This is a genomic window from Kibdelosporangium aridum, from assembly GCF_900176515.1.
Taxonomy (GTDB): Bacteria; Actinomycetota; Actinomycetes; order Mycobacteriales; family Pseudonocardiaceae; genus Kibdelosporangium; species Kibdelosporangium aridum.
In genome coordinates this window covers 1,210,177-1,236,362 of sequence record NZ_FWXV01000002.1, presented here as the reverse complement: position 1 = coordinate 1,236,362, position 26,186 = coordinate 1,210,177, and the positions used below count along the sequence as shown (strand labels likewise).

At 65.7% G+C, this 26,186-nt stretch carries 23 protein-coding genes and 1 tRNA gene; 18 read left to right on the top strand and 6 right to left on the bottom strand.

Going from position 1 to position 26,186, the window contains the following annotated elements:
- Positions 1–26: 26 nt before the first annotated feature.
- The gene (locus B9C43_RS15415; RefSeq protein ID WP_235038623.1) at positions 27–1,124 is read right to left on the bottom strand and encodes an ADP-ribosylglycohydrolase family protein; all 1,098 of its coding nucleotides are present in this window, start codon (positions 1,122–1,124) and stop codon (positions 27–29) included.
- A 145-nt stretch (positions 1,125–1,269) separates the two neighbouring features.
- On the opposite strand from B9C43_RS15415, the gene B9C43_RS15410 reads away from it, so the two are divergent.
- From B9C43_RS15410 to B9C43_RS15385, 6 genes are read left to right on the top strand one after another with little or no spacing between them, the layout of a single operon-like run.
- Positions 1,270–2,202, top strand: coding sequence for an ABC transporter substrate-binding protein (locus tag B9C43_RS15410; protein WP_235038622.1), 933 nt, complete (start codon positions 1,270–1,272; stop codon positions 2,200–2,202).
- Between the two features lie 13 nt (positions 2,203–2,215).
- Complete coding sequence (locus B9C43_RS15405) at positions 2,216–3,130, top strand: amino acid ABC transporter permease (RefSeq protein WP_033382372.1); 915 nt, start codon at positions 2,216–2,218, stop codon at positions 3,128–3,130.
- Positions 3,131–3,135: 5 nt separating this feature from the next.
- Positions 3,136–3,897, top strand: a complete 762-nt coding sequence (locus B9C43_RS15400; protein WP_084428183.1) for an amino acid ABC transporter ATP-binding protein — start codon at positions 3,136–3,138, stop codon at positions 3,895–3,897.
- A gap of 12 nt (positions 3,898–3,909) precedes the next feature.
- Positions 3,910–6,084, top strand: coding sequence for a translocation/assembly module TamB domain-containing protein (locus tag B9C43_RS15395; protein WP_084427072.1), 2,175 nt, complete (start codon positions 3,910–3,912; stop codon positions 6,082–6,084).
- 10 nt (positions 6,085–6,094) lie between these two features.
- Complete coding sequence (locus B9C43_RS15390) at positions 6,095–6,553, top strand: SRPBCC family protein (RefSeq protein ID WP_033382371.1); 459 nt, start codon at positions 6,095–6,097, stop codon at positions 6,551–6,553.
- Positions 6,550–6,927: a PIN domain-containing protein gene (locus tag B9C43_RS15385; RefSeq protein WP_084427070.1), complete on the top strand. Its 378-nt coding sequence runs from the start codon at positions 6,550–6,552 to the stop codon at positions 6,925–6,927. The genes B9C43_RS15390 and B9C43_RS15385 overlap by 4 nt, the downstream gene beginning before the upstream one ends.
- Here B9C43_RS15385 and B9C43_RS15380 read toward each other — a convergent pair.
- Positions 6,889–7,602, bottom strand: a complete 714-nt coding sequence (locus tag B9C43_RS15380; protein ID WP_084427068.1) for an SCO4402 family protein — start codon at positions 7,600–7,602, stop codon at positions 6,889–6,891. The genes B9C43_RS15385 and B9C43_RS15380 overlap by 39 nt on opposite strands.
- 154 nt (positions 7,603–7,756) lie before the next feature.
- Here B9C43_RS15380 and B9C43_RS15375 point away from each other — a divergent pair, with 154 nt between their 5' ends.
- From B9C43_RS15375 to B9C43_RS15365, 3 genes are all read left to right on the top strand, one after another.
- Positions 7,757–9,556: an NHL domain-containing thioredoxin family protein gene (locus B9C43_RS15375; RefSeq protein ID WP_084428181.1), complete on the top strand. Its 1,800-nt coding sequence runs from the start codon at positions 7,757–7,759 to the stop codon at positions 9,554–9,556.
- 80 nt (positions 9,557–9,636) lie between these two features.
- A complete protein-coding gene (locus B9C43_RS15370; RefSeq protein WP_051793916.1) occupies positions 9,637–9,930 on the top strand; it encodes a GroES family chaperonin in 294 nt (97 codons plus the stop codon).
- Between the two features lie 19 nt (positions 9,931–9,949).
- Positions 9,950–11,836, top strand: coding sequence for a VanW family protein (locus B9C43_RS15365; protein WP_084427066.1), 1,887 nt, complete (start codon positions 9,950–9,952; stop codon positions 11,834–11,836).
- A gap of 993 nt (positions 11,837–12,829) precedes the next feature.
- Here B9C43_RS15365 and B9C43_RS15360 read toward each other — a convergent pair.
- Both B9C43_RS15360 and B9C43_RS15355 read right to left on the bottom strand, forming a co-directional pair.
- Positions 12,830–14,662 (bottom strand): acyl-CoA dehydrogenase, encoded by a 1,833-nt coding sequence (locus B9C43_RS15360; protein ID WP_084427064.1) that lies wholly within the window; start codon positions 14,660–14,662, stop codon positions 12,830–12,832.
- A 135-nt stretch (positions 14,663–14,797) separates the two neighbouring features.
- Positions 14,798–15,538, bottom strand: a complete 741-nt coding sequence (locus B9C43_RS15355) for a response regulator transcription factor (RefSeq protein ID WP_143446343.1) — start codon at positions 15,536–15,538, stop codon at positions 14,798–14,800.
- A gap of 196 nt (positions 15,539–15,734) precedes the next feature.
- On the opposite strand from B9C43_RS15355, the gene B9C43_RS15350 reads away from it, so the two are divergent.
- From B9C43_RS15350 to B9C43_RS15315, 8 genes are all read left to right on the top strand, one after another.
- Positions 15,735–16,016 carry a DUF6191 domain-containing protein gene (locus B9C43_RS15350; protein ID WP_380145255.1) on the top strand — a complete coding sequence of 94 codons (282 nt, stop codon included), beginning with the start codon at positions 15,735–15,737 and terminating at the stop codon, positions 16,014–16,016.
- Between the two features lie 50 nt (positions 16,017–16,066).
- Positions 16,067–16,936 carry a TIGR03619 family F420-dependent LLM class oxidoreductase gene (locus B9C43_RS15345; RefSeq protein WP_033382366.1) on the top strand — a complete coding sequence of 290 codons (870 nt, stop codon included), beginning with the start codon at positions 16,067–16,069 and terminating at the stop codon, positions 16,934–16,936.
- Positions 16,937–16,946: 10 nt separating this feature from the next.
- Positions 16,947–17,399, top strand: coding sequence for a nuclear transport factor 2 family protein (locus B9C43_RS15340; protein ID WP_033382363.1), 453 nt, complete (start codon positions 16,947–16,949; stop codon positions 17,397–17,399).
- A 109-nt stretch (positions 17,400–17,508) separates the two neighbouring features.
- Complete coding sequence (locus B9C43_RS15335) at positions 17,509–19,014, top strand: sodium:solute symporter family protein (RefSeq protein WP_084427062.1); 1,506 nt, start codon at positions 17,509–17,511, stop codon at positions 19,012–19,014.
- Between the two features lie 175 nt (positions 19,015–19,189).
- Positions 19,190–19,447, top strand: a complete 258-nt coding sequence (locus B9C43_RS58470; RefSeq protein ID WP_380145252.1) for a DUF1707 SHOCT-like domain-containing protein — start codon at positions 19,190–19,192, stop codon at positions 19,445–19,447.
- A gap of 178 nt (positions 19,448–19,625) precedes the next feature.
- On the top strand, positions 19,626–20,885 hold the full coding sequence (locus B9C43_RS15325) for an MFS transporter (protein ID WP_084427060.1): 1,260 nt from the start codon (positions 19,626–19,628) through the stop codon (positions 20,883–20,885).
- Positions 20,886–21,100: 215 nt separating this feature from the next.
- Positions 21,101–22,414, top strand: a complete 1,314-nt coding sequence (locus B9C43_RS15320) for a GGDEF domain-containing protein (RefSeq protein ID WP_084427058.1) — start codon at positions 21,101–21,103, stop codon at positions 22,412–22,414.
- A 207-nt stretch (positions 22,415–22,621) separates the two neighbouring features.
- A complete protein-coding gene (locus B9C43_RS15315; RefSeq protein ID WP_235038621.1) occupies positions 22,622–23,119 on the top strand; it encodes a phosphoribosyltransferase family protein in 498 nt (165 codons plus the stop codon).
- On the opposite strand, the gene B9C43_RS15310 is transcribed toward B9C43_RS15315, so the two are convergent.
- Both B9C43_RS15310 and dcd read right to left on the bottom strand, forming a co-directional pair.
- Positions 23,116–25,314 (bottom strand): DUF7507 domain-containing protein, encoded by a 2,199-nt coding sequence (locus B9C43_RS15310; protein ID WP_084427056.1) that lies wholly within the window; start codon positions 25,312–25,314, stop codon positions 23,116–23,118. The genes B9C43_RS15315 and B9C43_RS15310 overlap by 4 nt on opposite strands.
- 53 nt (positions 25,315–25,367) lie before the next feature.
- Positions 25,368–25,961: a dCTP deaminase gene (dcd, locus tag B9C43_RS15305; RefSeq protein ID WP_033382358.1), complete on the bottom strand. Its 594-nt coding sequence runs from the start codon at positions 25,959–25,961 to the stop codon at positions 25,368–25,370.
- 56 nt (positions 25,962–26,017) lie between these two features.
- Here dcd and B9C43_RS15300 point away from each other — a divergent pair.
- Positions 26,018–26,091 (top strand) — tRNA-Gly (locus B9C43_RS15300).
- Positions 26,092–26,186 lie beyond the last annotated feature (95 nt).

The following is a 26,186-nucleotide window of genomic DNA, read 5'->3' as shown; positions in this document are numbered from 1 at the left end:
GCCGACGGTCGACTGCATTATTTCAGTCACCAGTCCGGGTAGCGCGTGTACCAAGCGGGATCGCGCAACGGCTTCGGCCCGAACTCGACGACCGCGTCCAGGCTGAGGCGTTCGATCACCTCGCGCAGCTCCAGCTCGGCGAGCCACGACGGCGGGATCGCGTCGATCCCCCATGCGGCGCCGAGGATGTTGCCGCAGATCGCGCCGGTCGAATCGCTGTCACCGGAGTGGTTGACCGACATCAGCAGGCCTTCGGTCATGTCGTCGGCACAAAGCGCCGCGCACACGGCGATCGCGAGCGCCTCCTCGCCGACCCAGCCGCCGCCCAGTTCGGCCGCGATGGTCTCCGGGTCAGGCTTGTACTGCGACAGCTCGACCGCTTTGTCCAAAATGTCCAGCTGCTCCTGGTGGTCGTCCCAGCGCATCAGGTGTTCCCGTGCGACGGCGATCGCGTCGGGTAACGGTGTGCCTTCGAGCAGTTCGCTGACGATCACCGCGTGTACACCCGCTGACAGAAATCCCGTGGGGTGGCCGTGTGTCAGCGCCGCGCTGTTCACCGCGATGGTGAAGATCTCGGCGGGGTCGTCGGACCAGAACGCCACCGGCGCGGCCCGCATCACGCCGCCGCAGCCCTTCGAGTCGTTGATCGGGTTCTCCGGCGTGCTGGGTTTGCCGGAAGTTGCGAATGTGCGCAGCGAGGCCATGCACGTGCCACCCGGCGCCCTGCGGTGGAACAGGCCGCGATTGGTGATCAGCCAACCGTCCGGCTCGGGCGAGCGCTGCGCGAACACGCCGCCCCACCGCTCCCACGGTTGCCCCTGCGTCAGGTACCACCGTTGGTAGGCGTGCTGCAGCACCATCGTGATGTCGACATCGGTGCCCCTGCGCGTGCCCGCGTGTGCCCGGATCAGGCCTTCCAGGGTGAACAGCGTCATCTGGGTGTCGTCGGTGATCTTGCCCCGGCCGCCGTACTCGGTGGCGTAGTCCCGCAGGCCGTCCTGGCCGAAGCGGTGCCGGATGTCGTCGATGGAGTTGAACTCGATCGGCGAACCGAGCGCGTCGCCCACCGCTCCGGCGAGCATCGATCCGAGCACTTTCGATGGCGGCAACGAGCGTCGGGTCACTGGACGAATCGTAGGCGACGCACCGATCCGGCAAAGTGAATTCGCCAATCAGCTGCGTGGTGACCAGGTCGTAACGGGTGCTTGCTGGGAACGAGCGCTAACAAGTGGCAGTATGCGGGCACTTGACCAAGAGAAGGAGTGACCTGTGGCGCTACGGACCAGGCACAAGTTGCTCGCCCTGTTGCCCACGCTGGCCATGGCGACACTGGCGGCCGCGTGTGGAACCGTGCAAGACAACCCCAGCGGTGGCGGTGGCGGGGCGCCCGGCAACACGACGGCGGCGGCGATCCCGACGCCGACCAAGGACGACGCGCTCGCGGCCATGGTGCCTGCGGACATCAAAGCCGACGGCAAGATCGTCGTGGGACAGGACCAGAGCTACCCGCCGAACGAGTTCGTGGAGAACGGCCAGGTCGTCGGGATGGACGTGGACCTGGGCAAGGCGATCGGCCAGAAGCTCGGCCTCGAGTTCACGTACGAGAACTCGGCGTTCGACGGAATCATCCCCGGCCTGCAGGCCAACCGGTACGAGGCTGCGATGTCCTCGTTCACGATCAACGCGGAGCGGCTGCAGCAGGTCGACATGGTGTCCTACTTCAGCGCGGGCACCTCGGGGGCCGTGCTCAAGGGCAACCCTGACAAGCTGACGCTCGACACCCTGTGCGGCAAGAACGTCGCCGTCCAGAAGGGCACGGTCCAGGTCGAGGACCTGGAGGCCCGGACGGCCAAGTGCACACAGGCCGGCCAGCCCGCCATCAACGTCCAGCAGTTCCAGAACCAGACCGACGCGAACCTGGCGCTGACCTCGAAGCGTGTCGCGGCGATGCTGGCCGACTCGCCGGTCATCGACTACGCGATCAAGGTGACCAACAACCAGCTCGAGCAGGTCGGGCAGGTCTACGACACCGCGCCTTACGGTCTCATCGTGCCCAAGGGCAAGGGTGACTTCGCCAAGGCGGTCCAGGGTGCGATCCAGGCACTGATCGACGACGGGACGTACAAGAAGATCCTGGAGAAGTGGGGCGTCCAGCAGGGCGCGGTCACCAAGGCAGAGGTGAACCCCGCACCCGCGGGCTGAGCTGGAGACTCACTTGTCATCCTCAACCGAAGAACGCCGCCCGGAACCGCTCAAAGCGGTTCCGGTGCGGCACGTCGGCCGCTGGATCGGCGGCGCGATCGTGCTGTTGCTCGCCGCGCTGGCGGTCCGCAGCCTGATCGTCAACCCGAACTTCCAGTGGCAGCTGGTCGGGCCCTACCTGTTCGACACGCGGATCATCGAGGGCCTGCTCACCACCCTCTGGCTGACCGTCGCGTCGATGGCCATCGGCATCGTCGGCGGGGTCATCCTCGCGGTGATGCGGCTGTCGGCCAACCCGGTGCTCTCCGGTGCCGCCGGTATCTACGTCTGGTTGTTCCGCGGTACCCCGCTGATCACCCAGTTGATCTTCTGGGCCAACCTCGGCGCGCTGTTCCCGACCTTCGGGCTGGGCATTCCGTTCGGACCCGAGTTCGTCACGTTCAACACCACCCAGGTGATCTCCATCCAGGTGGCGGCACTGCTCGGTCTGGGGCTCAACGAGGCCGCGTACATGGCCGAGATCGTCCGCGCGGGTATCTCCTCTGTGGACGACGGGCAGACCGAGGCAGCGGGTGCGCTTGGCATGACCAGGGGCAAGACGCTGCGCCGGATCGTGCTGCCGCAGGCCATGCGCGTGATCATCCCGCCGACCGGCAACCAGTTGATCTCGATGCTGAAGACCACCTCGCTGGTGGTGGTGATCGGGTACACCGAGCTCACGGTCGTGGCCCAGCAGATCTACGCGCAGAACTACCGCGTCATCCCGCTGCTGGTCGTCACCGCCATCTGGTACCTCGTGTGCACCAGCGTGCTGTCGGTGTTCCAGGGCTTCATCGAGCGGAAGTACAGCCAGTCCACGATCCAGACGCCCGGCTGGGTCAGCCGGATGTTCGGGTTCCGGCTCGGCCGCCGGAAGGAGCAACCGTGAACCCGATGGTGAAGGCCGAAGGCGTCTGCAAGCGGTTCGGCAGCCTCGAAGTGCTCAAGGGCATCGATCTGGAGGTCCAGCCCGGTGAGGTGATGTGCATCATCGGGCCGTCCGGATCGGGCAAGTCGACGTTCCTGCGCTGCATCAACCACTTGGAGAAGGTGGACGCGGGCAGGCTGTCGGTGGACGGCGATCTGGTCGGCTACGAGCAGCGTGGCGACAAGCTCTACGAGCTGAGGGAAAACGAGGTCGCCCAGAAACGCCAGGAGATCGGCATGGTCTTCCAGCGGTTCAACCTGTTCCCGCACATGACCGCGCTCGAGAACGTGATCGAGGCACCGGTGCAGGTCAAGGGCGAGAGCAAGGCATCGGCCCGTGAGCGTGGGGTTGCCTTGCTGCACCAGGTCGGCCTCGGCGACAAGACGACGAGCTACCCGCGTCAGCTCTCCGGCGGCCAGCAGCAGCGGGTCGCGATCGCCAGGGCGCTGGCGATGCAACCCAAGCTGATGCTGTTCGACGAGCCGACCTCCGCTCTGGACCCGGAGCTGGTCGGCGAGGTGCTCAGTGTGATGCGTCAGCTCGCCAAGGACGGCATGACCATGGTGGTGGTCACGCACGAGATGGAGTTCGCTCGTGAGGTCGCCGACTCCGTGGTGTTCATGGACGGCGGTGTGGTCGTCGAGTCCGGCCCGCCGGAGGACGTGATCCGGTCGCCGAAACACGAGCGCACGAAGGCCTTCCTTGCTCGAGTGCTGAAGAAGGACTGACGGACTTTGTCGGTGAACCGTGGTGGCTCCTCCCCCGAGGAGCCGCCACTCGACGTGTCCGACCCACATCCCGGCAAATGGGCGCACATGGCCGCCGGGGACGTGGTCCGCAGGGTGATCGAGCCGGACGGCGCCGGCCTGCGCTGGCGCCGCAGGCCGGCCAGCCCGCCGGTGATCGTGGTCGAGGACAAGTTCCTGACCGGCACGTTGAACCTGCGGGCACTGGAGTTCCCCTACGTACTCGAGTTCCACCGGTGCCGGTTCGAACAGGCGCCGGACCTGCGTCAGGCCAAACTGGCTGGCCTGGAGTTCCTGGACTGCTGGTTGCCCGGCCTGCAGGCCAAGAACATGCGCTGCGACAACGATCTGGTGCTCGCGTCGACCACAGTGGACGGTTCGATCGATTTCGTCGACACCCAGATCGAGGGGTCGCTGAACCTGACCGGCAGCAAGATCGGCAACCGCACCGGGCGTGCCTTGAACGCCGACCGGCTGGTACTCGCCGGTGCCTTGCTGGCCAACAACGTGCTCGCACGCGGTGAGATCCGGATGCCGGGGCTGCGCGCGGGCGGCAATGTGAACTTCTCCGGCGCGGTCTTGGACAACCCGGAAGGGTACGCGCTCAACGGCTATGGTCTCCAAGTCGGCGGAAACCTGTTGTGCGGCATCGATGTCACGACCGGAGCGCGCTTTTCCTCGACCGGCTGGCTGTTCCTGCCCGCGACCCGCGTGGAGAGCGACTTCTCGTTGCGTGGCGCGGAATTGAACCACGGTCACACCACTGGGGTGGAGATCACCGGTGATCCGGGGTTCGACGTGACCGCGACGCTGATCGCCGACCGGCTCAGGGTGGAGGGAAACCTCGAACTGGACCGTGGCCTGCGGTCCAACGGCACAATGCGGATCGTCAACGGAGTGATCGGCGGGTCTTTGCGACTGTCCAGTGCGGACATCGACGTGTCCGACGAGCAGGAACCGCCGTGGCCGCACCGGGCCTTGCACCTCGACGGCACGCAGATCAGCGGCGACTTCGACGCGCGGTCGATCAGGCTGGCCGGTCAGGCACGCATGGTCGACGTGACGATCAGCGGCAACCTGCTGCTTGACGGCGCGAACCTGCGTAACCCCGAATCGGACGTGATCCTCGGCAGGCGGTTCAGCGTCGGCGGCAACCTGGACGGCCGATTCGTCGAGGCTGCGGGCTGTCTTTCCTTGCAGGGCGCCAAAATCGGCGCGAACATGGACCTGCGTGGCACCCGGCTGATCGAGCCGGGCAAGAACATGCGGACCGGTGATGTGGCACCGTCGGTGGACATCCGTGCCGCGACCATCGGCCGCGACTTGATTCTGGCCGCGGGGCACCGTCCATTCGCGGCCCATGGCGGCGTCCGGATGCACCGCGCGGAGATCGGCCGTGAGGCCAATTTCGACGGTGCGATCCTCGGCTCCGGCCTCGGCGGGACAGCGTTGAACGCCCACGGCATGGTCGCCCAGGAACTCGTACTGACCGTCGGGCAGGCACCCCGTGGCCGCGTCACCCTGCGGCACGCGCGCTGCGCATCGTTGGCGGACAACGAGAAGTTCTGGGACGGCACCGGCCGGATCGACCTGGAGGACTTCCGGTACGAGGCGCTGGCCGTACCCATCGACCTGAAGGACGACAAGAAGGTCCGCACCCGATTACGGTGGCTGCGCAACTCGATGCAAGGCCACTACAGCCCGGGCCCGTACGACCAACTCGCGGCCGTGTTCCGGGCGACCGGAAACGAAGAACACGCGCACACAGTGCTGATCGAGAAGCACAAATGGCGTTATGTCGCACTGGCAGAAGGTATGCGGGTGTTGTGGCCAGGCGTCCGGTTCTGGAGCTGGCTGCAACGGTCGATGGTCGGCTACGGCTACCGGCCGACCCGCGCATTGGTCTGGTTGTTGGTGTGCCTGGTCCTTGGCAGTGTCTGGTTCGGACTTCGGGGCGAGCCGAACGAGATCAACTCGGACGACACGTTGATCTGGAACCCGGTGCTCTACACCTTGGACCTGCTCGTGCCGATCATCGATTTCGGCAACAAGAATCGCTGGCAGGCGCCGGGAGCCTCACAATGGGTGGCGACCGGGCTGATCGCGACCGGCTGGATATTGGCGACCACCGCAGCGGCAGGCCTGACCCGGATGCTCAGACGCAACTAGGGGTGCTTTCGTGGAACCCACCGCGACCGGCCAGATCACAGTGGACGCCACGCCGGAGACGGTCTACCAGTTGATCAGCGACCCGGCATCACTGGCCGGAATAGCCGAGGAGACGGTGGACTGCAAACTGCTGGACGGCGCGGCGTCGGCGACCGTCGGAACACGCTTCCGCGGCGTGAACCGCCGAGGCTTCCGCCGCTGGTCAACGGTGTCCACAGTGACCGACGCCGCACCAGGGCGCCAGTTCGCCTTCAACGTGGCCTCCCTCGGCATCCCAGTGGCCCGCTGGGACTACTCGATCACCCCCAGCGAAACCGGCTGCGTAGTCACCGAAAGCACATGGGACCGCCGCCCACGCTGGTTCCTCGGCCTGGCCTACCTGGCAACAGGAGTATCCGACCGAGCAACGGTGAACAAGGAGAACATCGCCCGTACCCTGCAGCGCCTCAAGGAGAAAGCCGAGGCATGACAACCCCGCTACTGATCATCGACGCGGCCAATGTGGTCGGCTCAGTCCCCGACGGCTGGTGGCGCGATCGCTTCGGGGCGACTGAGCGCCTCCGCGACAAACTGGCCTCCCTGCCATCTTCTGGCGTAGCCGGCATCGAACCACCCGTGGACGTAGTGATGGTCGTCGAAGGCAAGGCCCGCGGTGTGGAGTCATCGGACACGATCCGCGTCGTCGCCGCCCCCAAATCGGGCGACGGCGATGACGCTATCGTCGACCTCGTCCGCACCGAAGGCACGGACAGGAGTTGCTACGTCGTCACCGCTGACCGCGGCCTGAAAGCCCGCGTCATCGAACTAGGCGCATCCGTCCTCGGCCCCAGCACCGTCCGCTGACGGCGGCTGAGCCAGCAGGTCTGCCGCGGCCCGCGCGGCCGAGGCGATCTGCGGCCAATCCGGGTGCTCGAGGTAGCCGATGTCGTTCTTCGCGCCGACCGCCCGCACCAGGTCGAGAAGGCTTCGGATGGCGTCGGCCTCGGCCTCGTCGCGCAGCAAGTGACCAATGGCGGACGTCGGGTCGCTGAGTACGTCGTCGCGCAGCATCCACTCGAACCAGCTGGTCAGGATCCAGTCGACGACCCTGGGCCCGGTGGTCTCACTGATGACGGTGAGCCGCTCGACGAGTTCGATCCGACGAGCCTGGTGCTGGACGCCGCCCTGGGCGTCGCTGATCCGATTCCAGTACTGGGAGATCCGCTCGGCTTCCTCCTTGACCGGCCAGGCGCTGCCGAGTTCCCGCAGCACCGCCGGGCTGTAGACGCCCTGGACCCGGAAGTTGGTCAGATGCCTGCGCTCGACGACCATCCGGACCAGGCGACGACCACCGCGGTGGCGGCCGAGGACTTCGATCCTGTCGCCGCCGTACCCCCAGAACGGGGACACCAGCCACAGTTTGGTGCCGGGCGAGAAGTGCTTCAGGCCGGTCCGCACGTCCTGCCCGCCACGGCCGTGCGAGGTCAGGGCTGCCACGTTGGCGACCACACACCAACGCAGTTCGTCCGTTTCCTCCATGCGTGTCAGTATTCCGACGCCGCCGGTGCAGCGTCGTCCGGTTTTCCTCCCGTCCGAGGACTAGCAGACCCAACGCGGTGTGGGCACAGGAACAGCCGTGACCAGGGCGGTGTTCACTGTAGGTGTGACCTCTTCGATCAAGCGGAAGGCTCGGGTGCGTGCGCCTGAGCTCGTCGGCCGCGGCTGGCTGAACACCGGCGACAAGGACGTCAAGCTCGCCGACGTGCGCGGCAAGATCGTGCTGCTGGACTTCTGGACGTTCTGCTGCATCAACTGCCTACACGTGCTGGACGAGCTGCGGCCGTTGGAAGACGAGTTCGCCGACGTCCTGGTGACGATCGGGGTGCACTCGCCGAAGTTCGTGCACGAGGCCGACCCGGACGCGCTGGAAGCCGCGGTCGACCGCTACGAGGTCCACCACCCGGTGCTCGACGACCCTGAGCTCACGACCTGGCAGAACTACGCGGTCAAAGCCTGGCCGACGCTCGTGCTCATCGACCCCGAGGGCTATGTCGTGCACGTGGCGGCGGGTGAGGGCCACGCGGAAGCACTCGATCGGGTGATTCGTGAGCTGGTCAAGGAACACGACGCCAAAGGCACGCTGCACCGCGGCGACGGGCCCTACACCCCGCCGGAGCGGCAGCACACCGAGCTGCGGTTCCCGTCGAAGGTTGTTGTTACGCCACAAGGGACTCTGCTCGTCGCGGACGCCGCCAACCACAGCGTCGCCGAGCTTGAAGCCGATGGCGAGACGCTGATCCGGCGGATCGGGACCGGCCAAAGAGGACGGACCGACGGCGCGGCGCCCGAATTCGCCGAGCCGTCCGGGATTGCTTTGCTGCCAAGCGAAATCGCCGAGCAGACCGGCTATCACGCGGTCGTCGCCGACACCGTCAATCACCTTCTGCGTGGGTTGAACCTCGACACCGGCGAGGTCACCACCATCGCGGGCACGGGTGAGCAGTGGCGCAACGGCCCCACCGACGGACCCGCCACCGAGATCGACCTCTCCAGCCCGTGGGACGTCGCCTGGTGGGACGGCAAGGTCATCATCGCGATGGCGGGCAACCACACGCTCAGCGCGTTCGACCCGATCACGCACACTGTCTCCCGATACGCCGGAACGACTGTCGAGGGCTTGAACGACGGCCCGGCGAGCGAGGCGTTCTTCGCGCAGACTTCCGGCCTCGCCGCGACCGAGGACCGCTTGTGGCTCGTCGACTCAGAAACGTCCGCACTGCGGTGGATCGACAACGACCACGTCGTGCACACCGCGATCGGCAAGGGCCTGTTCGACTTCGGCCACCGCGACGGCGACAGTGACCAGGCGCTGTTGCAGCATCCGCTTGGTGTCACGGTTCTCGGCGACGGCAGCGTGGCGATCGCGGACACGTACAACGGGGCAATTCGGCGGTACGACCCGGAAACCGGACAGGTGTCGACCCTCGCCGACGGCATCAAAGAGCCGTCCGGTGCCGCGATCGTCGACGGCAAGCTCGTGGTCGTCGCCTCGGCCGCGCACCGGCTCGAATGGCCCGTCTCACCCGGCGACAACGAGCAGCTGGTCGCGGGCAAGGCGCACCAGGTCAAGCGGCCGCCGACGATCCTGGCGCCCGGCGAGGTCGAACTGACTGTCGTCTTCCAGCCACCGCCGGGACAGAAACTTGACGAACGATACGGCCCGTCGACCCGGCTGGAGATCACGTCGTCACCGCCGGAACTGCTGGTCGAAGGCGCGGGAACGACGACAACACTCACTCGGCGGCTTGTATTGGCCACGGATGTCGACATGGGTGTGCTGCATGTCGTCGCACAGGCCGCGAGCTGCGATGACGATCCCTCGATCGAGCACCCCGCATGCCGTCTGACCAGGCAAGACTGGGGCGTGCCCATCCGGATGGATGAGGGTGGCCTGCGGCGTTTGCCGCTGATGTTGGGCGGAATGGACGACTGATAAGGTGCCGTGCGCTTATCAGGCCCATCGGGCGGACAAGTACGATTCGCCTTGTGTCCGAACTCAAACTCGAGATCCAGATGCTGCACGACCGCGTGCTCGTGCGGATCTCGCCCGAGGATGGGGAACGGCGAAGCACAGGCGGCATCGTCATCCCGGCAACCGCGCAGATGGCGCGCAGGCTGGCGTGGGGTGACGTTCTGGGGGTCGGCAACAGCGTCCGGCAGGTCAAAGTCGGCGACCGGGTGTTGTTCAACCCCGAGGACCAGCTCGAAGTCGAGGTGCAGGCGCAGACCTACCTGGTCATGCGTGAGCGCGACGTACACGCCATCGCCAGCGAACGCACCGAACACGGAACCGGGCTGTACCTGTAGTCCCGCGGAGGATTGAGCCTTGCCGGAACAGCACAACTGGCCGGAGTCGCACAGCGAGCAGACGGACGTTTTACCAGCCGTCCACACCTCGCCGTCGACGCCTGCCGTTGACCCGACGGTCGTGCACAACATCCCCCCGTTCCAGGCCACGTCCGCGTACGACGAGCCGACGGTTCGGTGGGGCGACCAGCAGCCGGCAGCGGCTGAGCAACCGGCCGACCGCAAGAAGAAGAACTTGCGGAAACCCGCGCTCGTGGCGGGCGCGGTCCTCGGTGTGCTCGGTGTGCTCTACCTGACGGACCTGTTGTCCAGCCAGGGCGACGTCCCGCGTGGTGTCACGGTCGCGGGTGTCGAAGTCGGCGGGCTCACGCGCGCGGCGGCGGAGAAGAAGCTCCGCGAGGAGATCGAGCCGCGGCTCAACCAGCCGATCCAGCTCAAGGCCGGCGACTACACGACCGAACTGGAGCCGTCGAAGGCCGGGCTGACCCCGGACTGGGCCAAGACGCTGGACGCCGCGGGCGAACAGCCGATCAACCCGATCACCCGGCTCACGTCGTTCTTCAACAACCGCGAGGTCGGCTTCACGACCCAGACCGACCAGCAGGCGCTGGCCACCGCGGTTGAAGAAGTCCGCAGCAAAGTCGACCAGGACACCGTCGAAGGCAGCATCAAGTTCGACGGCGCCACTCCGTCGGTCGTGGAAGCCAAGCAGGGCCGCAAGCTCGACACCAAGGGCGCGTCCGACCAGATCGTCGCGGAATGGGTCAACGGGCGGGCGATCCAGCTGCCGGTCGCGCTGACCGAGGTGAAGGTCTCTCGCGAGGCCGTGCAGGCCGCGTTCGAGAACGCCAAGATCGCCACGTCCAAGCCGTTCGTGCTGAAGGGCGAAGGCAAGGACGCGACCCTGAACCCGACCCAGATCGCTGCGGCGCTGCGCTTCGAGCCAGTGGACAACAACCTGGTCGCGAAGGTCGACAACGCCAAGGTCGTCGAGGCTGCCGATCCCCAGCTGAAGTCCACGCAGAAGGAAGGCAAGGACGCCACCATCGTCTTCGAAGGTGGCAGGCCGACCGTGCACCCGTCGGAGGACGGCAAGACGATCAACTGGGACCCGAGCCTCGTACCGTTCGCGGAAGCCGTGCAGAAGCAGGACGCGCGTGAGCTGAAGCTGCAGTACACGACGAAGCCCGCGAAGGTGACCACCGAGCAGGCCAACGCGTTGGGGATCAAGGAGGTCATCGGCGAATTCACCACCGGTGGCTTCGCCGCGGACTCCGGCGTGAACATCCGGACGGTGGCCCAGAAAGTCAACGGCGCGATCGTCAAACCAGGCGACACGTTCAGCCTCAACGGTTTCACCGGCCCCCGCGGCACCGCACAGGGCTACGTCGAAGCAGGCGTGATCAAGGACGGCGCCCCAGGCCGCGAGGTCGGCGGCGGCATCTCCCAGTTCGCGACGACGCTCTACAACGCGTCGTACTTCGCGGGCCTGAAGGACGCGGGCCACAAGGAACACAGCTACTACATCAGCCGCTACCCGAAGGCTCGTGAAGCGACGGTGTTCCAGGACCACGCAGGCCACAGCGTGATCGACCTGAAGTTCACCAACGACGCCCAGACCGGCATCGCGATCCAGACGGCGTGGTCACCAGGCTCGATCACGGTGCGGATCTGGGGAACGAAGCGCTACAACATCGAGTCGATCACCGGCGCCGAAACCAACCCAACCCCACCGGCGGAAAAGCCAGGCCCGGCGCAGAACTGCAAACCCAGCAACGGCGCACACGGCTTCACCGTGACCGACACAAGAGTCTTCAAAGACCTCAACGGCCGCGAAATCCGCCGCGAGAACCGCACGATGAAGTACAACCCCCAACCCAAGATCACCTGCCCACCACCAGCGTGATCAACGGTTCGATGAAAACAGCCACCCCGCGGGGTGGCTGTTTTCATTCCAAGCCCCTGTTGACCGTCCTGACCGTACAAATGGACCGTTCGCAAATCTGGTTGTCCACAACCAACGAGTAACCCCTTTGACCAGGCATTATCCCCGGTAGACTGGCCTGGGGTCGTCCCCCCGGGAGTGGTGGGGGATGTCCTTTTCTGGGGGTTGGGGTTGTCAAAGTCGCTGGTGCAGCGCGGACCGCAATTGGGCCTTTTCGTGGTGTGAAGGTGATTGTCTCGGCGCGGCAGCACGAGGGTGGCTCCACCCGGTGCGACCGGCTTCCTTGTGCGGTAGCACAGGGGTGGGCTTCGGGGGTGTTCCCTCCGGTATGGCCTGGGCTTTGCCAACCACGGGGTGTCAGGAGGTCGGCCGACGCAACCCAGCACACAGCGAAAGCGATACCGACCTCTTGACGCACCGTGGTTCCGTCAGGCAGGCCGTACCGGAGGGGACGCCCGCGCTCAGACAACGAGGGGGAAATTCGAGCTGAAAGCCCTCTCCCTCTGGGTGGCCTCCCTGCCATTCTTTTCAGAAGCCCGGAACCCGAGCTGTACGCCTGAGTGAAAGCCGCCTGCACAAGCCGCCGCCTGGATCCCAGCTGAACCTTGAAATCTAGGTGCTGAAAGACGCAGCAAGGAGGCCACCAAGAGGAGAGGGGCGCCCTCCCTTCCTCCCGTCCGGCCTGCCCGATGGGAACCATGGGTGTCAAGGGGCCCGTTTGGCTTTCGTCCGGGGCTGGTTGTCGTGGGCGGACCCCTTGACACCCATGGTTTGCGAAGCACAGGCCAGACGGGAGGAAGGGAGCACGAAGCACCAGCCCGCGCTAACGCGCCATAAAGGACGGCGGCGATCCGTATAGCCATCGCTGTGGTTGCTTCTCGTAGGCGGATCACCGCCGAAGCTATGTCCCTGCAGCGCCCTTTTCCTCGCCGCGGGAGCGGGGGCTTATAGGGGTCAGAACGCCGCTTCAGGCAACTCCATCAGGGAGTTGTCGGCTGCTTCGACGATCTTGCGGCTGGCCGAGAGTTCGGGCAGGACGTTGCGGGCGAAGAATGACGCCACGGCGACCTTGCCTTCGTAGAAGGCCTTGTCCTTCGCGGACACCTCACCGGACAGTGCCTTGAGTGCCACCTCCGCCTGGCGCAGCAACAGCCAGCCGATCAGCAGGTCGCCTGTGGACAGCAACAGCCTGACCGTGTGCTGGCCGACCTTGTTGATGTTCTGCGGGTCTTCCTGCGAGGAGGTCAGGAAGCCGATCAGCGCGCCGATGATGCCCTGCACGTCCTCGAGTGCCTGCTTCAGCAGCGCTCGCTCTTCCTTCAGGCGGCCGTTTCCGCCTTCGGCCGACAGGAATTCGTTGATCTGGCCCGCGATTGCCGCCAGCGCCTGGCCCTTGTCCCTGACGATCTTGCGGAAGAAGAAGTCCAGCGACTGGATCGCCGTCGTTCCTTCGTACAGCGAGTCGATCTTCGCGTCCCTGATGTACTGCTCGATCGGGTAGTCCTGCAGGAAGCCCGAGCCGCCGAGGATCTGCAGCGACTGGGTCAGCTGCTCGTATGCCCGCTCCGAACCCACGCCCTTCACGATCGGCAGCAGCAGGTCGTTCACGCGTTCGTTCAGGTCCGTGTCCTCGCCGAGCGAGATCCGGTCCTGGAAGGTCGCCGTGTACAGGTAGACCGCGCGCAGACCCTCCGCGTACGCCTTCTGCATCATCAGGCTGCGGCGCACTTCGGGGTGGTTGGTGATGGTCACGCGAGGCGCCGCCTTGTTGAGCATGTTCGGCAGGTCCGCGCCCTGCACGCGCTCCTTGGCGTAGTCCAGCGCGTTCAGGTATCCCGTCGACAGGGTCGCGATCGCCTTCGTGCCGACCATCATCCGGGCGTACTCGATCACCTGGAACATCTGCGCGATGCCGTTGTGCACGTCGCCGAGCAGCCAGCCCACCGCCGGGGTGCCGTGCTGGCCGAAGGTCAGCTCACACGTGGCCGAGGCGTTCAGGCCCATCTTGTGCTCGACGTTGGTCACGAAGGCGCCGTTGCGCTCGCCCAGTTCGCCCGTCTGCGAGTCGAAGTGGAACTTGGGTACCAGGAACAGGCTCAGGCCCTTGGTACCCGGCCTGGTCTCGATTCCGGGCCCCTCCGGCCGCGCGAGCACCAGGTGCATGATGTTCTCGGTCATGTCCTGGTCGGCCGACGTGATGAAGCGCTTCACGCCGTCCAGGTGCCAGCTGCCGTCCTCCTGCAGCACGGCCTTGGTCCGCGCCGCGCCGACGTCGGAGCCGGCGTCGGGCTCGGTCAGCACCATGGTGGCGCCCCAGCCGCGCTCGATCATGATCTCGGCCCAGTGCTTCTGCTCGTCGTTGCCGTTGCGGTGCACGACCTCGGCGAAGTTGGGGCCTGCCATGTACATGAAGATCGCCGGGTTCGAGCCGAGGATCAGCTCGGCCGCCGCCCAGGTCACCGACGGCGGGATGCCAAGGCCGCCGAGCTCGTTGCTCAGGCCGATCCGGTACCACTCGCCGTCCCACACCGCCTGGTAGGACTTCTTGAAGCTCTCGGGGAGCGTCACCGAGAAGGTCTTGGGGTCGTACGTGGTGCCCTTGCGGTCACCCTCGACGAAAGACTCCGCCAGCGGGCCGGTGGCCAGCTTGTTCAGCTCCGACAGCACGCCACGCGCGGTCTCCTCGTCCGCTTCGGCGAACAGGCCGGTGCCGAGCCGCTCCTGGACGTTGAACACCTCGAAGAGGTTGAACTCCAGGTCGCGAACGTTGCTCTTGTAGTGGGCCATTGGGTCGCTCCCCTGTGTGTCTGCGTTTCCGGGGCAGGCTTGTGCTACTCGCCGGTAACAACAGGATATTACTTGCCGGTAACCTGGGCAAGCCAATCCCGCCGATGTGGTGAAGGAAACCCTGGTGATCCGGGATCAGTAGGGGTGGTCTTCCTGGTTCACCGTGAGCACACCGGACCGGAACGCGACCGCCACGGCGTGCGTGCGGTCCCGTGCGGACAGCTTGCGCAGGATGCTCTTCACATGAGTGCGGACGGTCTCCACAGATACGTACAGCACCTTGGCGATCGCCTGGTTCTCCAAGCCGTCCGCGATCAGCTGCAGCACCTGGTACTCACGCCGGGACAGCGGCTGCTGGCCCTGGTTGGCCGGGATCGGCCCGCCGCCCTTGCTCTTGGCTGAGCCGAGCGCGGGCGCCAGCGTGGGATCGATGTACCGGCGCTCGGCATGCACTCGCTGAATCGCCTGGATCAGTTGCGGCGGCTCACTGCGCCGGGAAATCACGCCGTGCACGCCTGCCGCGATCGCGCCCGCGATGTACTGCGTGTTGCGCTGCGTCTCGCGGATCATCAGCAGCACGCCGAGATCAGGGTCGTTGCCGATCAGCATCCGGGACAGGTGCCAGCGCGGGTCCAGCCCGGAGTCGATGATCACCGCGTGCGGCCGGAAGCGTTCACACAGCTGCAGCGCGGCGTGCGGACTGCCCGCGGCGCCGACCCACCGCAGTCCACGGGTCCGCATCACAAGTGCGGACAGCCCTTCGCGGACGAGCGGAACCGAGTCGACCAAGGCGATCCCCAGTCCGCCTTCTGTCGACCGCCCGGTGACAACCGCTCCTGTCGGCCGCACCTGGCGGTGGTCGATGTTGTTCGCCATCCACGCCTCCACGCCGGGTCACTCGTCCGATAGTGCGACGTCAGGACACCTGACTCGTGACGTTGTCGGCGTCTGTGACCGCCGGTAACACAAAAACTCACCCCCACGGGTGATAACAGATGTCCGTTTCCCGACCTGTGGACCGGAACAGTCCCGCCCGTCGGGGCGTTGGTCAGGCATGGAGATGATGTGGGGCGTGTCACTCCCCGCGCTCGCCGTGTTGCTCATCGGCCTCGCGATCCTGGAGTTGGTCTGGCGCCGGATCCGGCGCTCACGCAAGTCCGGCGCGCCCTTCTCGGGAGTGGCCTTCGACGAGTTCACGGCGTTCCTCCAGGGCAGCAAGCGGGTCGAGCTCGAGCAGCGCGTGACGCATTCCCTGATGCGCGAGGAGGAGCAGGACGGAGCACCACCCCACCTTGTAGATCTCGACCGTGGCGTGGTCTTCCTCAATCGCCCAGACGGTGACAGCAAGAACTAGAACACGTTACAGTTGTCCTTCCTGGCAGTGCGGGGAAGGACGGCATGCTGATGAAGTTCACGGTCGCCATCGCGTTGAGTCCGCTCGATCAGCTGACCGAGCTCGCGCGTACCGCACAGGAGTGCGGATACTCGGCGATTGCCTTGCCAGACTCGATTTTCTACCCGGAGAAGGTCGCAGCGGACTATCCATACACACCGGACGGTTCGCGGTTCTGGAACGCCGAGACGCCGTGGGTCGACCCGATGGTCGCGGCCGCGGCGATGGGTGCCGTCACCGATGAGATCAGGTTCTACACACAAGTACTCAAACTCGGGCCGCGCAACCCGCTGCTGCTCGCTCGCCAGGTCCAGTCCGTCGCCTGTCTGACCAACAACCGGTTCGGTCTTGGTGTCGGCATCGGCTGGACGCCCGAGGAGTTCGAGTGGTGCGGCGCGCCGTTCGAGAACCGCGGCGCGCGGGTCGACGAGTCGATCGAGGTGCTCAAGCTGGTGCTCGGCGGTGGCATGGTCGAGTACCACGGCCGGTTCTTCGACTTCGACAAGCTGCAGATGAGCCCGGCCCCCACCGAGCGGGTGCCGATCTACGTCGGCGGGCACACCGAGCGCGGTCTGCGCCGGGCGGCGAGGGTCGGCGACGGCTGGAGCTCGGCGATGATCAAGTTCGACGACCTCAAGGCCACCATCGAGCGCCTCGCCCAGTTGCGCGCCGAGTACGAGCGGGCCGATGAGCCCTTCGAGATCCAGTCCGTGTGCATCGACCGGTTCGGTGTGGACGGATACCGCCAGCAGGCGGATATCGGTGTCACAGACGTGCTCGTGGCGCCGTGGGTGTTCTACGGCGTCGGGATGGACGGCGATCTGGCCGCCAAGAAGGACGGCATGAAGCGCTTCGCCGACGAGATCATGCACAAGATCTGAAAGGACAGCCATGACCGCCGTGAGTTGGCAGGCGACCGAGACCGAGCACCCAGCCCGTGACGCCTCGCGCAAGTCGATGAGCGCGGTGAGCCGGGGCGCGAAGGAGGAATGGGTGGCCCTGTTCGCGCCCGACGCCGTGATCGAGGACCCGGTCGGCAAGTCACCGATCGACCCGACCGGGCTCGGGCACCACGGGCACGAGGCGATCCGGGCGTTCTGGGACAAAACAGTCGCCACGGTCGAGCGGTTCGAGTTCGACGTCGTGGACTCGTTCGCCGGTGGGAACGAGGTCGCGAACATCGGCACGATCCACGTGTATCTGCCCGGTGACATGCGGATGGACACCCAGGGGGTGTTCGTCTACCGGGTCGGCGACGACGGGTTGATCGTGTCGTTGCGGGCGTTCTGGGAGATGGACCGGGCACTGGGAACGCTGCGCAAAGCTAACGGTTCATCTACATGAAACCGAATCACGAATGTGACTCAGTTGTGGCCTAGACCTTCCCCATCGCTGTCACGCATCCGTAAGACGTACGTCACAAGCCGCGCGCTTGGTCGACGTTGGAGGTGCGATGGGCACACTGGACTGGGCAGTCGTTGTCGGATACTTCTTCGTGATGGTGGCTATCGGCGTCTGGTCGAAGAGCCGGGTCGCCAACACGGCTGACTTCTTCACCGCAGGCGGCAAGATGCCGTGGTGGTTGTCCGGAATCTCCCACCACATGTCCGGCTACAGCGCCGTCATGTTCGTGGCGTTCGCCGGCGAGGCCTACCGATACGGCCTCACGGTCTACGTCTGGTGGGCGCTGACCATCGGTGTCGGTGTCGGCATCGGTGCCTGGCTGTTCGCACCGCGCTGGAACCGGTTGCGATCCAAGTACAACGTGCGCTCGCCACTGGAGTACCTGGCGAAGCGCTACAACGTGCCCACCCAGCAGGTGCTCGCATGGTCGGGCTCGCTGCTCAAGGTGGTCGACATCGCGGCCAAGTGGGCGGCCGTGGCCGTGCTGCTGCGCGGTTTCGCCGGTGTCCCGATCACCTGGGGCATCATCCTGATCGGCGCCGTGACCATGGTCTACTCGGTGATCGGTGGCCTGTGGGCGGACGCGCTCACCGACTTCGGCCAGTTCATCATCCAGGCCGTGGCCGGCTTCGCGATGTTCGGCGCGGTGATCGCCCACTTCGGCGGCATCTCGTGGATCTGGGAGATGTGGGGCGACCTGCCCCCGCAGAACAGCCAGCCGCTGGCCGGGCCGTACACGATCACGTTCTTCCTGGCGCTCTTCCTGATCAAGACGCTGGAGTACAACGGCGGCATGTGGAACCTGGCGCAGCGCTACATGGCCGCGCCGGACGGTTCCGCCGCACGCCGCTCGGCCGCGCTGTCCAGCGTGCTGTGGCTGGTCTGGCCGCTCGTGCTGTTCCTGCCCATGTGGGCGGCGCCGCTGATCGTGCCGAACCTGAAGAACGGCGACGACGCGTACGTCGCGATGGGCATCCAGATGCTGCCCGCCGGGCTGATCGGTCTGGTGCTCGCCGGGTTCTTCTCGCACACGATGGCGATGGTGTCCTCGGACGCCAACGTGATCTCCGCGGTGATCACCCGCGACATGCTGCCGAGGATCTGGAAGGGCGCGTCGCGGATGGCCGAGGCGGCCAAGCTCCAATTGGCCCGGATCACCACGTTCCTGTTCATCGCGGCCAGCATGCTGATCGCGATCAGTACCAGCGGTACCGGCGTGGTGATCAAGATCGTGGTCGACGTGGTCGCGGCGACAGTCGGCGTGATCGGTATCCCGCTGATGCTCGGCCTGCTGCCCTGGTTCCGCCGCTCCGGCCCGCGTGCCGCGTTGTCGGCGGTGCTGCTCGGCCTTGGTGTCTGGGCGGTGCTGTTCATCTCGCAGAAGAGCGGCGTGACGGTGTCCAAGGAGGCGCTGGTCGCCTACCCGATTCTCGTCTCGACGGTCGTCTACGTCCTCGGTGGACTGTTCTTCCCTGAGCGCACCGAGCAGCGGGACGAACTGATCGACACGCTCGAATCGGACGATCCGGCACCCGCGGTGGCGAGCACCAAGTAAAAGCAGTTGCCAACCGGATTGGCAACGACGGCTGTGGGCGGGGAGTCGACTTCCCGCCCACAGTGCTGTACTGACCCGGATGGACCAGTCGCCCGGCGTGCGAATGGTCCAAAGTGGATCGGGTGCGTCCGGTGCAACGTTTCGCCTGCTAAGACATTTCGCTACCGTGCAACCCGTGGCTGAAGAGGGAGCGAAACTGGGGCAGCCGCCTCACCCGATCGACCCACGCGAGCTGCGAGTGTCCGACGCCGAGCGCGAACACGTGGCAGGCCTGCTGAACAAGGCGCTGGCCAGGGGCCTGATCGACCTCGACGGCTTCGCCGAGCGGTTGGGTGCCGCGCTGGCGGCGAAGACCAGAGCCGAACTGAACACCGTTGTCATTGACTTACCCGGAGTCGTCGTCCGGAACGCGCCGAACGGCCGTGGCGATTGACCGGTACGACATGGAACCGTGAGCCGGTCGCCCGAGTCACTCATGATGAGGCGCCGGAAACGGCAACAAGGAGACACGCCGCTCTCGACGTCTGACGCTTTGTGATTGACTCGTGACGGCAAGCATCTAAGGTCCCGTCAGTCTGGATATCAGCGGGGCGCATATAAGGGGTCAGTGAGTGACGGAGGCACCAGGGCGAGCGACGTTCCGAGACGTCTTCGCCGTACCGGAGTTCCGGGCGCTGTGGTTCGCCGAGATCTTTTCCATGTTCGGCGACCAGATGGCGCGCGTCGCGCTGTCCGTCCTCGTCTTCAAGCAGACCGGCTCCGCCACGCTCACCGGGTTGACCTACGCGCTGACGTTCGCACCGTCGCTGCTCGGCGGGATCCTGCTCAGCAGCCTTGCCGACCGCTTCCCGCGGCGGAACGTGATGATCGCCGCCGACCTGATCCGATGCGTGCTGATCCTGCTGGTCGCGCTGCCCGGCGTGCCGTTCTGGATCATGTGCGTGCTCGTCGCCTCGGCCACCTTGCTCAACCCGTTGTTCAAGGCGTCCCAGCTGGCGATGCTGCCGGACATCCTCAAGGGCGACCGGTACATCACCGGCATGGCGATCCGCAACATCACCACGCAGTCGGCCCAGTTGGCCGGGTTCGCCGGTGGCGGTCTGCTGATCTCGCAGATCGACCCGAGGGTCGCGCTGGTGATCGACGCGGCGACGTTCGTGCTGTCCGCTGTGGTCCTGCGGATCGGCGTGCACTACCGGCCTGCCGCGGCGGCCAAGAACCAGCGGCCGTCGTTCCTCGGGTCCATCAGCCAGGGCAGCAAGCTGGTCTTCGCCGACCGGGGACTGCGTACCCTGCTGCTGATCACGTGGATGATCGGGCTGATCCCGGCTTACGACGGCATCGCGGCGCCCTACGCGGACGTGGTCGGGGGTGGCGCGATCGCCACCGGATTGATCTTCGCGAGTGACCCTTTGGGCAGCGTTTTGGGCGCTTTCATCTTCACCAGATGGGTACCGCCCGCACTGAAACCACGACTGCCCGCGGTGTTGGCCCTGGCATCGGCGGTGCCGTTGCTGTTGTGCTTCCTGCAACCAGGGCTGATCGCGTCACTGGTGTTGTTCGTGGTGTCAGGAGGGTTGAGTACCGTGGCGTTGATGCAGGCCACGGCTTCGTTGTCGCTTGGTGTGCCGGACAGGAGCCGGGCGCAGGCGATGGGTCTGTCGAACACCGGGTTGACCACCGTCATGGGTGTGAGCCCGTTGCTCGCAGGCGTACTGGCGGATCTGACGACGCCGCAGACCACGGTGGCGTTCTTCGGGGCCGCCGGGGTGCTCGTCACCATCCCGCTGGTGATCTCATGGCGTCGCAGTATCACCCGGGATCCGGGACGCTGGATTCACAGTGACACCACACCCACCAACAGCGGCTGATGTTCCGGTGGGTGTGGTGGTCGAGAGCGGCAGGAGGGGTCCTGACGCGGAGACATCACTGTTCCTTGGTGCTGGCCATTGGGTCTCACCTTTCCTGTGGTGTCCAGAAGAAAATACACACCTATGGCCCTTGTCGTCAGCCTGCTATCCGGTGGAAACTGTCCGTAAACGGGTAGTTCGCCTAGCGCGACAACGAGGGGTATTTTGGGGGACTGATGAAGGCTACGGAAGAACCGGCGAGGCGACAATGGGTGCCCGTCCGTGACTGGGCGTTGTGGAAACGACCACGACGCTGGATCACTTATACCCTCACCACCGAAGCAATCACCCTTGCCCTGACGATCTGGGCTGCTCTCTACTTTTCGGTCACTGACCAGCAGATTGGCACCTATGCTCTGCTCGCCGGACTGGGGGTCCTGCAGGCGGAGATCAGCCGGAAGATCGAGCGTGCCCGCCGCTCACTGAATGTTACGCCGCACATCAGTATGACGTCGGTCTGGATGCTGCCCGGCATCCTGCTGCTGCCGCCCCAACTGATCGCGCTGCTGAGCTTCACGCTGTACATGCACCTGGGCATCCGCACCTGGTTCGGCCTGCGGAACGTGGATCCGCACCGGACTGCGACCAACGCCACAACAGTCATCCTGACCTGTTTCATCGCCAACTTGGTCACCCACGCGCTGTTCGGCGCGGACCCGATGAACGCGACGCCTGGGGTGGCCGCGGGTGCGGTCTGCGTCGCCGGCGCGATGTACTTCCTGGTCAACACGGCTATCACCGGTGGTGGTCTGTACCTGGCCGCGCCGGAGAAGGCCAGCGTCAAGCGGATCGTCGGTACCTGGGACGACAACCTGCTGGACCTCGCCACGCTGTGCCTGGGCGGGATGATGGTCATGGCGATCATCAACCAGCCGCTGATGGGCCTGGTGATGTTCGTGCCGATGTTCGTGATGCAGCGCTCTGTGCTGGCCAAACAGCTGGAGGAGCTGGCGTCGACCGACCAGAAGACCGGCCTGCTCAACGCCACCGCCTGGCACCACCGCGGCAACCAGGAGCTGTCCAGGGCCAGCCGCACCGGCGGCGAGTTCAGCGTGATGATGATCGACCTGGACTACTTCAAGAAGATCAACGACACGTACGGCCACCTGGCCGGCGACGACATGCTGATCGCCCTTGCTGACCTGCTGAAACGCGAGACACGGGCGCATGACCTGGTCGGCCGGTTCGGTGGTGAGGAGTTCGTCGTCCTGCTGGCGGGTGCTTCCGAGCTGGAAGCGGTGGTCGCCGCCGAACGGCTGCGCATGCTCATCACCGAGCTCGTGGTGCACAGCAACACCAACGACGGCGAAGCGGTAGTGATCTCCGACCGCTCCGCGTCCATTGGTGTCGCCGCATATCCCGAGGCAGGTCAGACCCTCGACGAGGTCCTCGCCTCGGCGGACGCGGCAGTGTACGTAGCCAAAGAAAGCGGCCGAAATCGGGTCGTCGGTGTGGCCACGCGAGATACCGTCGCCGCCACTCCCGGTTAACGAGAACCCAGAATTACTTACACAAAGTAACCGCCGTCGCATTCCGTGCACGGCGGTTACTTTTTGTCCGCTCCCTTTAGCGGGTGATTGACAACCCGGGTGGAATGGCTGCCGGTTTGTTGTGAATTGCAAACCGAGACGTCGACAGGAATTAACGCCCAAAGAAAACAGAGTGATTGTGACCGCAGGCGCGGGCAAGATCTGATCGTGCTCTCTCAGTTTCGTTGGATCGACGGCCATGCCGACGTCTGGAGTGTCTTCCGTGATCCCGCCGCACTAAGCGAGATCGTCGCGGCTTTGGCCAAGCCGTTCCGTGGTTCCGGCGTGACGACGGTCGCCGGCATCGAGTCCCGGGGCTTCTTGCTCGGCGGCGCGGTCGCGGTGGCCATGGGCGTCGGCTTCACCGCCATCAGGAAGCAAGGGGCCATCTTTCCCGGCCCGAAGGTCCGGCGCGTGACTTCCGCGGACTACCGGGGCAATGAGACCGAGTTGCTGATGCAGCGGGCATCGCTCGCGCCCGGCGATCGCGTCCTGTTGGTCGACGACTGGATCGAGACCGGCAGCCAGGCCGCGGCCGCCCAGTCGATGATCGCCGAGTGCGGCGCGATGCTCGTGGGCGTCGCGGTCGTCATCGACGGCCTGCCCGATGACCGCCGCGCCCTGCTGCCGCCCGTACACGGGCTCGTGCGGCAGGACGCCCTCTAGAGCTGCACGTCCACGAAAGCGACCCCTATTCCGGTCACTGGCGGCCCGACGGGCGGCTTGCCAGTCACTGTGGCCAGGTTGGTCACGTCGTCCGTAGGGGCCGTCATCGTGCAGGTGTAATCGGCCTTGTCCTTCAGCTCGCCGATCGTGCGGGCGCAGTCCGGTGCGATGGCGTCTGTAACCGCGACATCGGCCAGCGGAACGTCGCCTGTGTTGCGGACGCTCACCGAGAACGTGACGGTGTCCCCTGGTTTGTACGGGCCGGCCGTGGTCAGCACGATCGAGATGCCCGGGTGAATGACCGTGTAGGCCGCGTCGTCGGTGGCAGTGACCGAGCGCTGGGTGATGTCGACGCCCGTCACGGTCGCTTTGGTCGTCGTGCCAACCGATCCAGCGACCTGCGTGCAGGTGTAGGTCTGCACGGCGCCTGCGAGGAGCTCGCCGACCTCCTTGGTGCAGTGCGGAATGTCATCGACGACCCCGACTTTGGCCAGCGGGGTGTCGCCGGTGTTCATGACGGTGATGGTGAACGTGACGGTGTCGCCTTGCCGCACCACACCTGGCGCCACGTCCTTGGTGATTCGCACGTTCGGCCGGATGACCTTGACCGCGGCTTCGGCTGTCGCGGTGACCCGCTTGCCGAGGCGGTCGGACGCGGCGGCTTCCGCGACGTTCACGTCGTCCGGCACGGGTGCTGTCGCCGTGCACGTGAATGTTGCTGGGGCGGAGAGCTTTCTGGCGCAGTCCGGCGTCTTGGCGTCGACGACTTCGATGTCGGTCAACGGGGTGTCACCCGCGTTGTCGACCTTGATGGTGAACGTGACCGGGTCGCCGACGCGGTATGCCGGTTTGTCCGCCTGTTTGGTGATCTTCACGGCCGGGTTCAGCACCTCGACGGGGACCGAAGCACCGCCGTCGACGTCACCGATCGACGTGCTGCCAGTGACTTTCACGGTGTGTTTGAAGTCGTCCTGCGGGGCCGTGACCTGGCATGTCACCGACTGGGACTGGCCAGGGTCGAGCGCGGCGATAGTCCCGCACCCTGCCTTGACGTCCTTGACGGGCACGGCGCCCGAGTTCGTGACGGTGATCGTGAACGTGACCTGATCACCTGGGTGCACCGCGGGTTTGTCCGCGGTCACGGCCACCTGCAACTCCGGCACCGCGACGGACATGGCCACGCTCTGCACGAGATAGCTGTCACCCGTCGTGGCGAAGCCCAAGTCCAGTGTTGTCGCACCGACCGGGATCGGCGCGGTGAAGGCCCGTGCGTCGACGCTGAAGTTGTTCAGGCTGCCGTTGGCTTGCGAGACAAAGAAATTCGAGCCCTTCGCGGTGTTGTCCACCAGGAACTGGTCACCGCCGATGCCCCAGTCGCCCTCGTACGCGGTCAACCCGAGCCGTACCTCCGGTGTCGCGGCCCGGAAACCGTTGACCTGCAACGTGGTCGTCGGCTCACCGGTGTTCTGGCGGACGTGCCCGTCGAACACGAACACCTGCCGCTTCGGCGCACCCGGCTCGCTGTACACGAGCGTCAGCGACCAGCCGCCCGCGCACCCGAAACCCTTGGGGGTCCACACGTTCGCGACCGTCACGGGTGTCGTCTCGGCGGTGAACGCCGCGGTCACATCGGCCGAAGCCGAGTAGAGCTGGCTCGATCCGCGATATGTGCCTGGCGGGTCGACCCGGAACGTCGTTGGGGTGACGTCCTTTGTCGTGGACCCGACGGTCAGCCGGATGGGCTGGCTCGGCGTGCCGCCCGGCAGGATCGCGGGCGTCTCCGACTCCCGCGCCTGACACATCTTCACGGTCGAATCGGCGAACACGCCGGTGTTGCCGCCCCAGCTGAGCCGGGCGTACTCGACCTTCGCGCCCCGGGGCAACTCGGGGCTGGCACTGCTGGAGTTGAACGTGCCCGGGTCGCTGTCCACGTCCGAGTACTGCATGAAGAAGTTGTCGTTCACCCGGTCGTTGCCCCGGTCGGCCGCCTCGGCGCAAGCCTGCGGCGTGTTGCCCGTGCCGGTGACCGGTGCGTTGTCGGCATCGGTCGGGCAGCGCAGAGAACCGTTGCCAACGCTAAGAAAATCGCCGTCGAGGATCCTCGTGTACGCCTGCAAGAACGGCTGTTCCTCGGCGGCGCGTGCGCCTGCGGTCAAGCCTGCCAACAACATCAGCCCGACCAACACAAGGCGCATACCAGCCGAGTTTGTCAGCGAACGCCGCTGCGGACATCCGTTCCGCCGCTACTTCACCCGCTTGTGTCGCGGCTGGTGTCGACCCGGTGAAAGTTGAGGTACGCCCTTGACGGCGTCGGTCCCCGCTGCCCCTGGTAGCGCGACCCGGCCTTCTGCGAGCCGTACGGGTGCTCAGCGGCGCTGGACAGCCGGAAGAGGCAGAGCTGCCCGATCTTCATGCCCGGCCACAAGGTGATCGGCAGGTTCGCGACGTTCGACAGCTCAAGGGTGATGTGCCCGGAGAACCCCGGGTCGATGAACCCGGCGGTCGAGTGCGTGAGCAACCCGAGGCGGCCGAGCGAGGACTTGCCCTCCAACCGGCCGGCGAGGTCGTCCGGCAGCGTCACGAACTCGAAGGTCGACCCCAGCACGAACTCGCCCGGGTGCAGCACGAACGGGTCGTCCCCCTGCTGCTCGACCAGGGACGTCAGCTCGTCCTGCTGCAGCGCGGGATCGATGTGCGTGTACTTGGTGTTGTCGAACACCCGGAAGAACCGGTCGAGACGCACGTCGATGCTCGAGGGCTGAAGCATCGCCGGGTCGTAGGGCTCAAGGCCCAGCCGTCCCGAATCGAGCTCCTTGGACAGATCACGATCACTCAGCAGCACGCCCACACCCTAGCTGCGCCCGGCAGCTGATGTTGTGTATGCTCGGTCAGGCGTTCGCGGATGTAGTTCAATGGTAGAACATCAGCTTCCCAAGCTGAATACGCGGGTTCGATTCCCGTCATCCGCTCCATAAAGGTTTTAGCAGGTCAGAAGGGGTGCTTCCCGATCACGGGAGGCACCCCTTCCGGCTGTAAACGATCTCTCCGAGCTGTTCGGTCGCGGCCG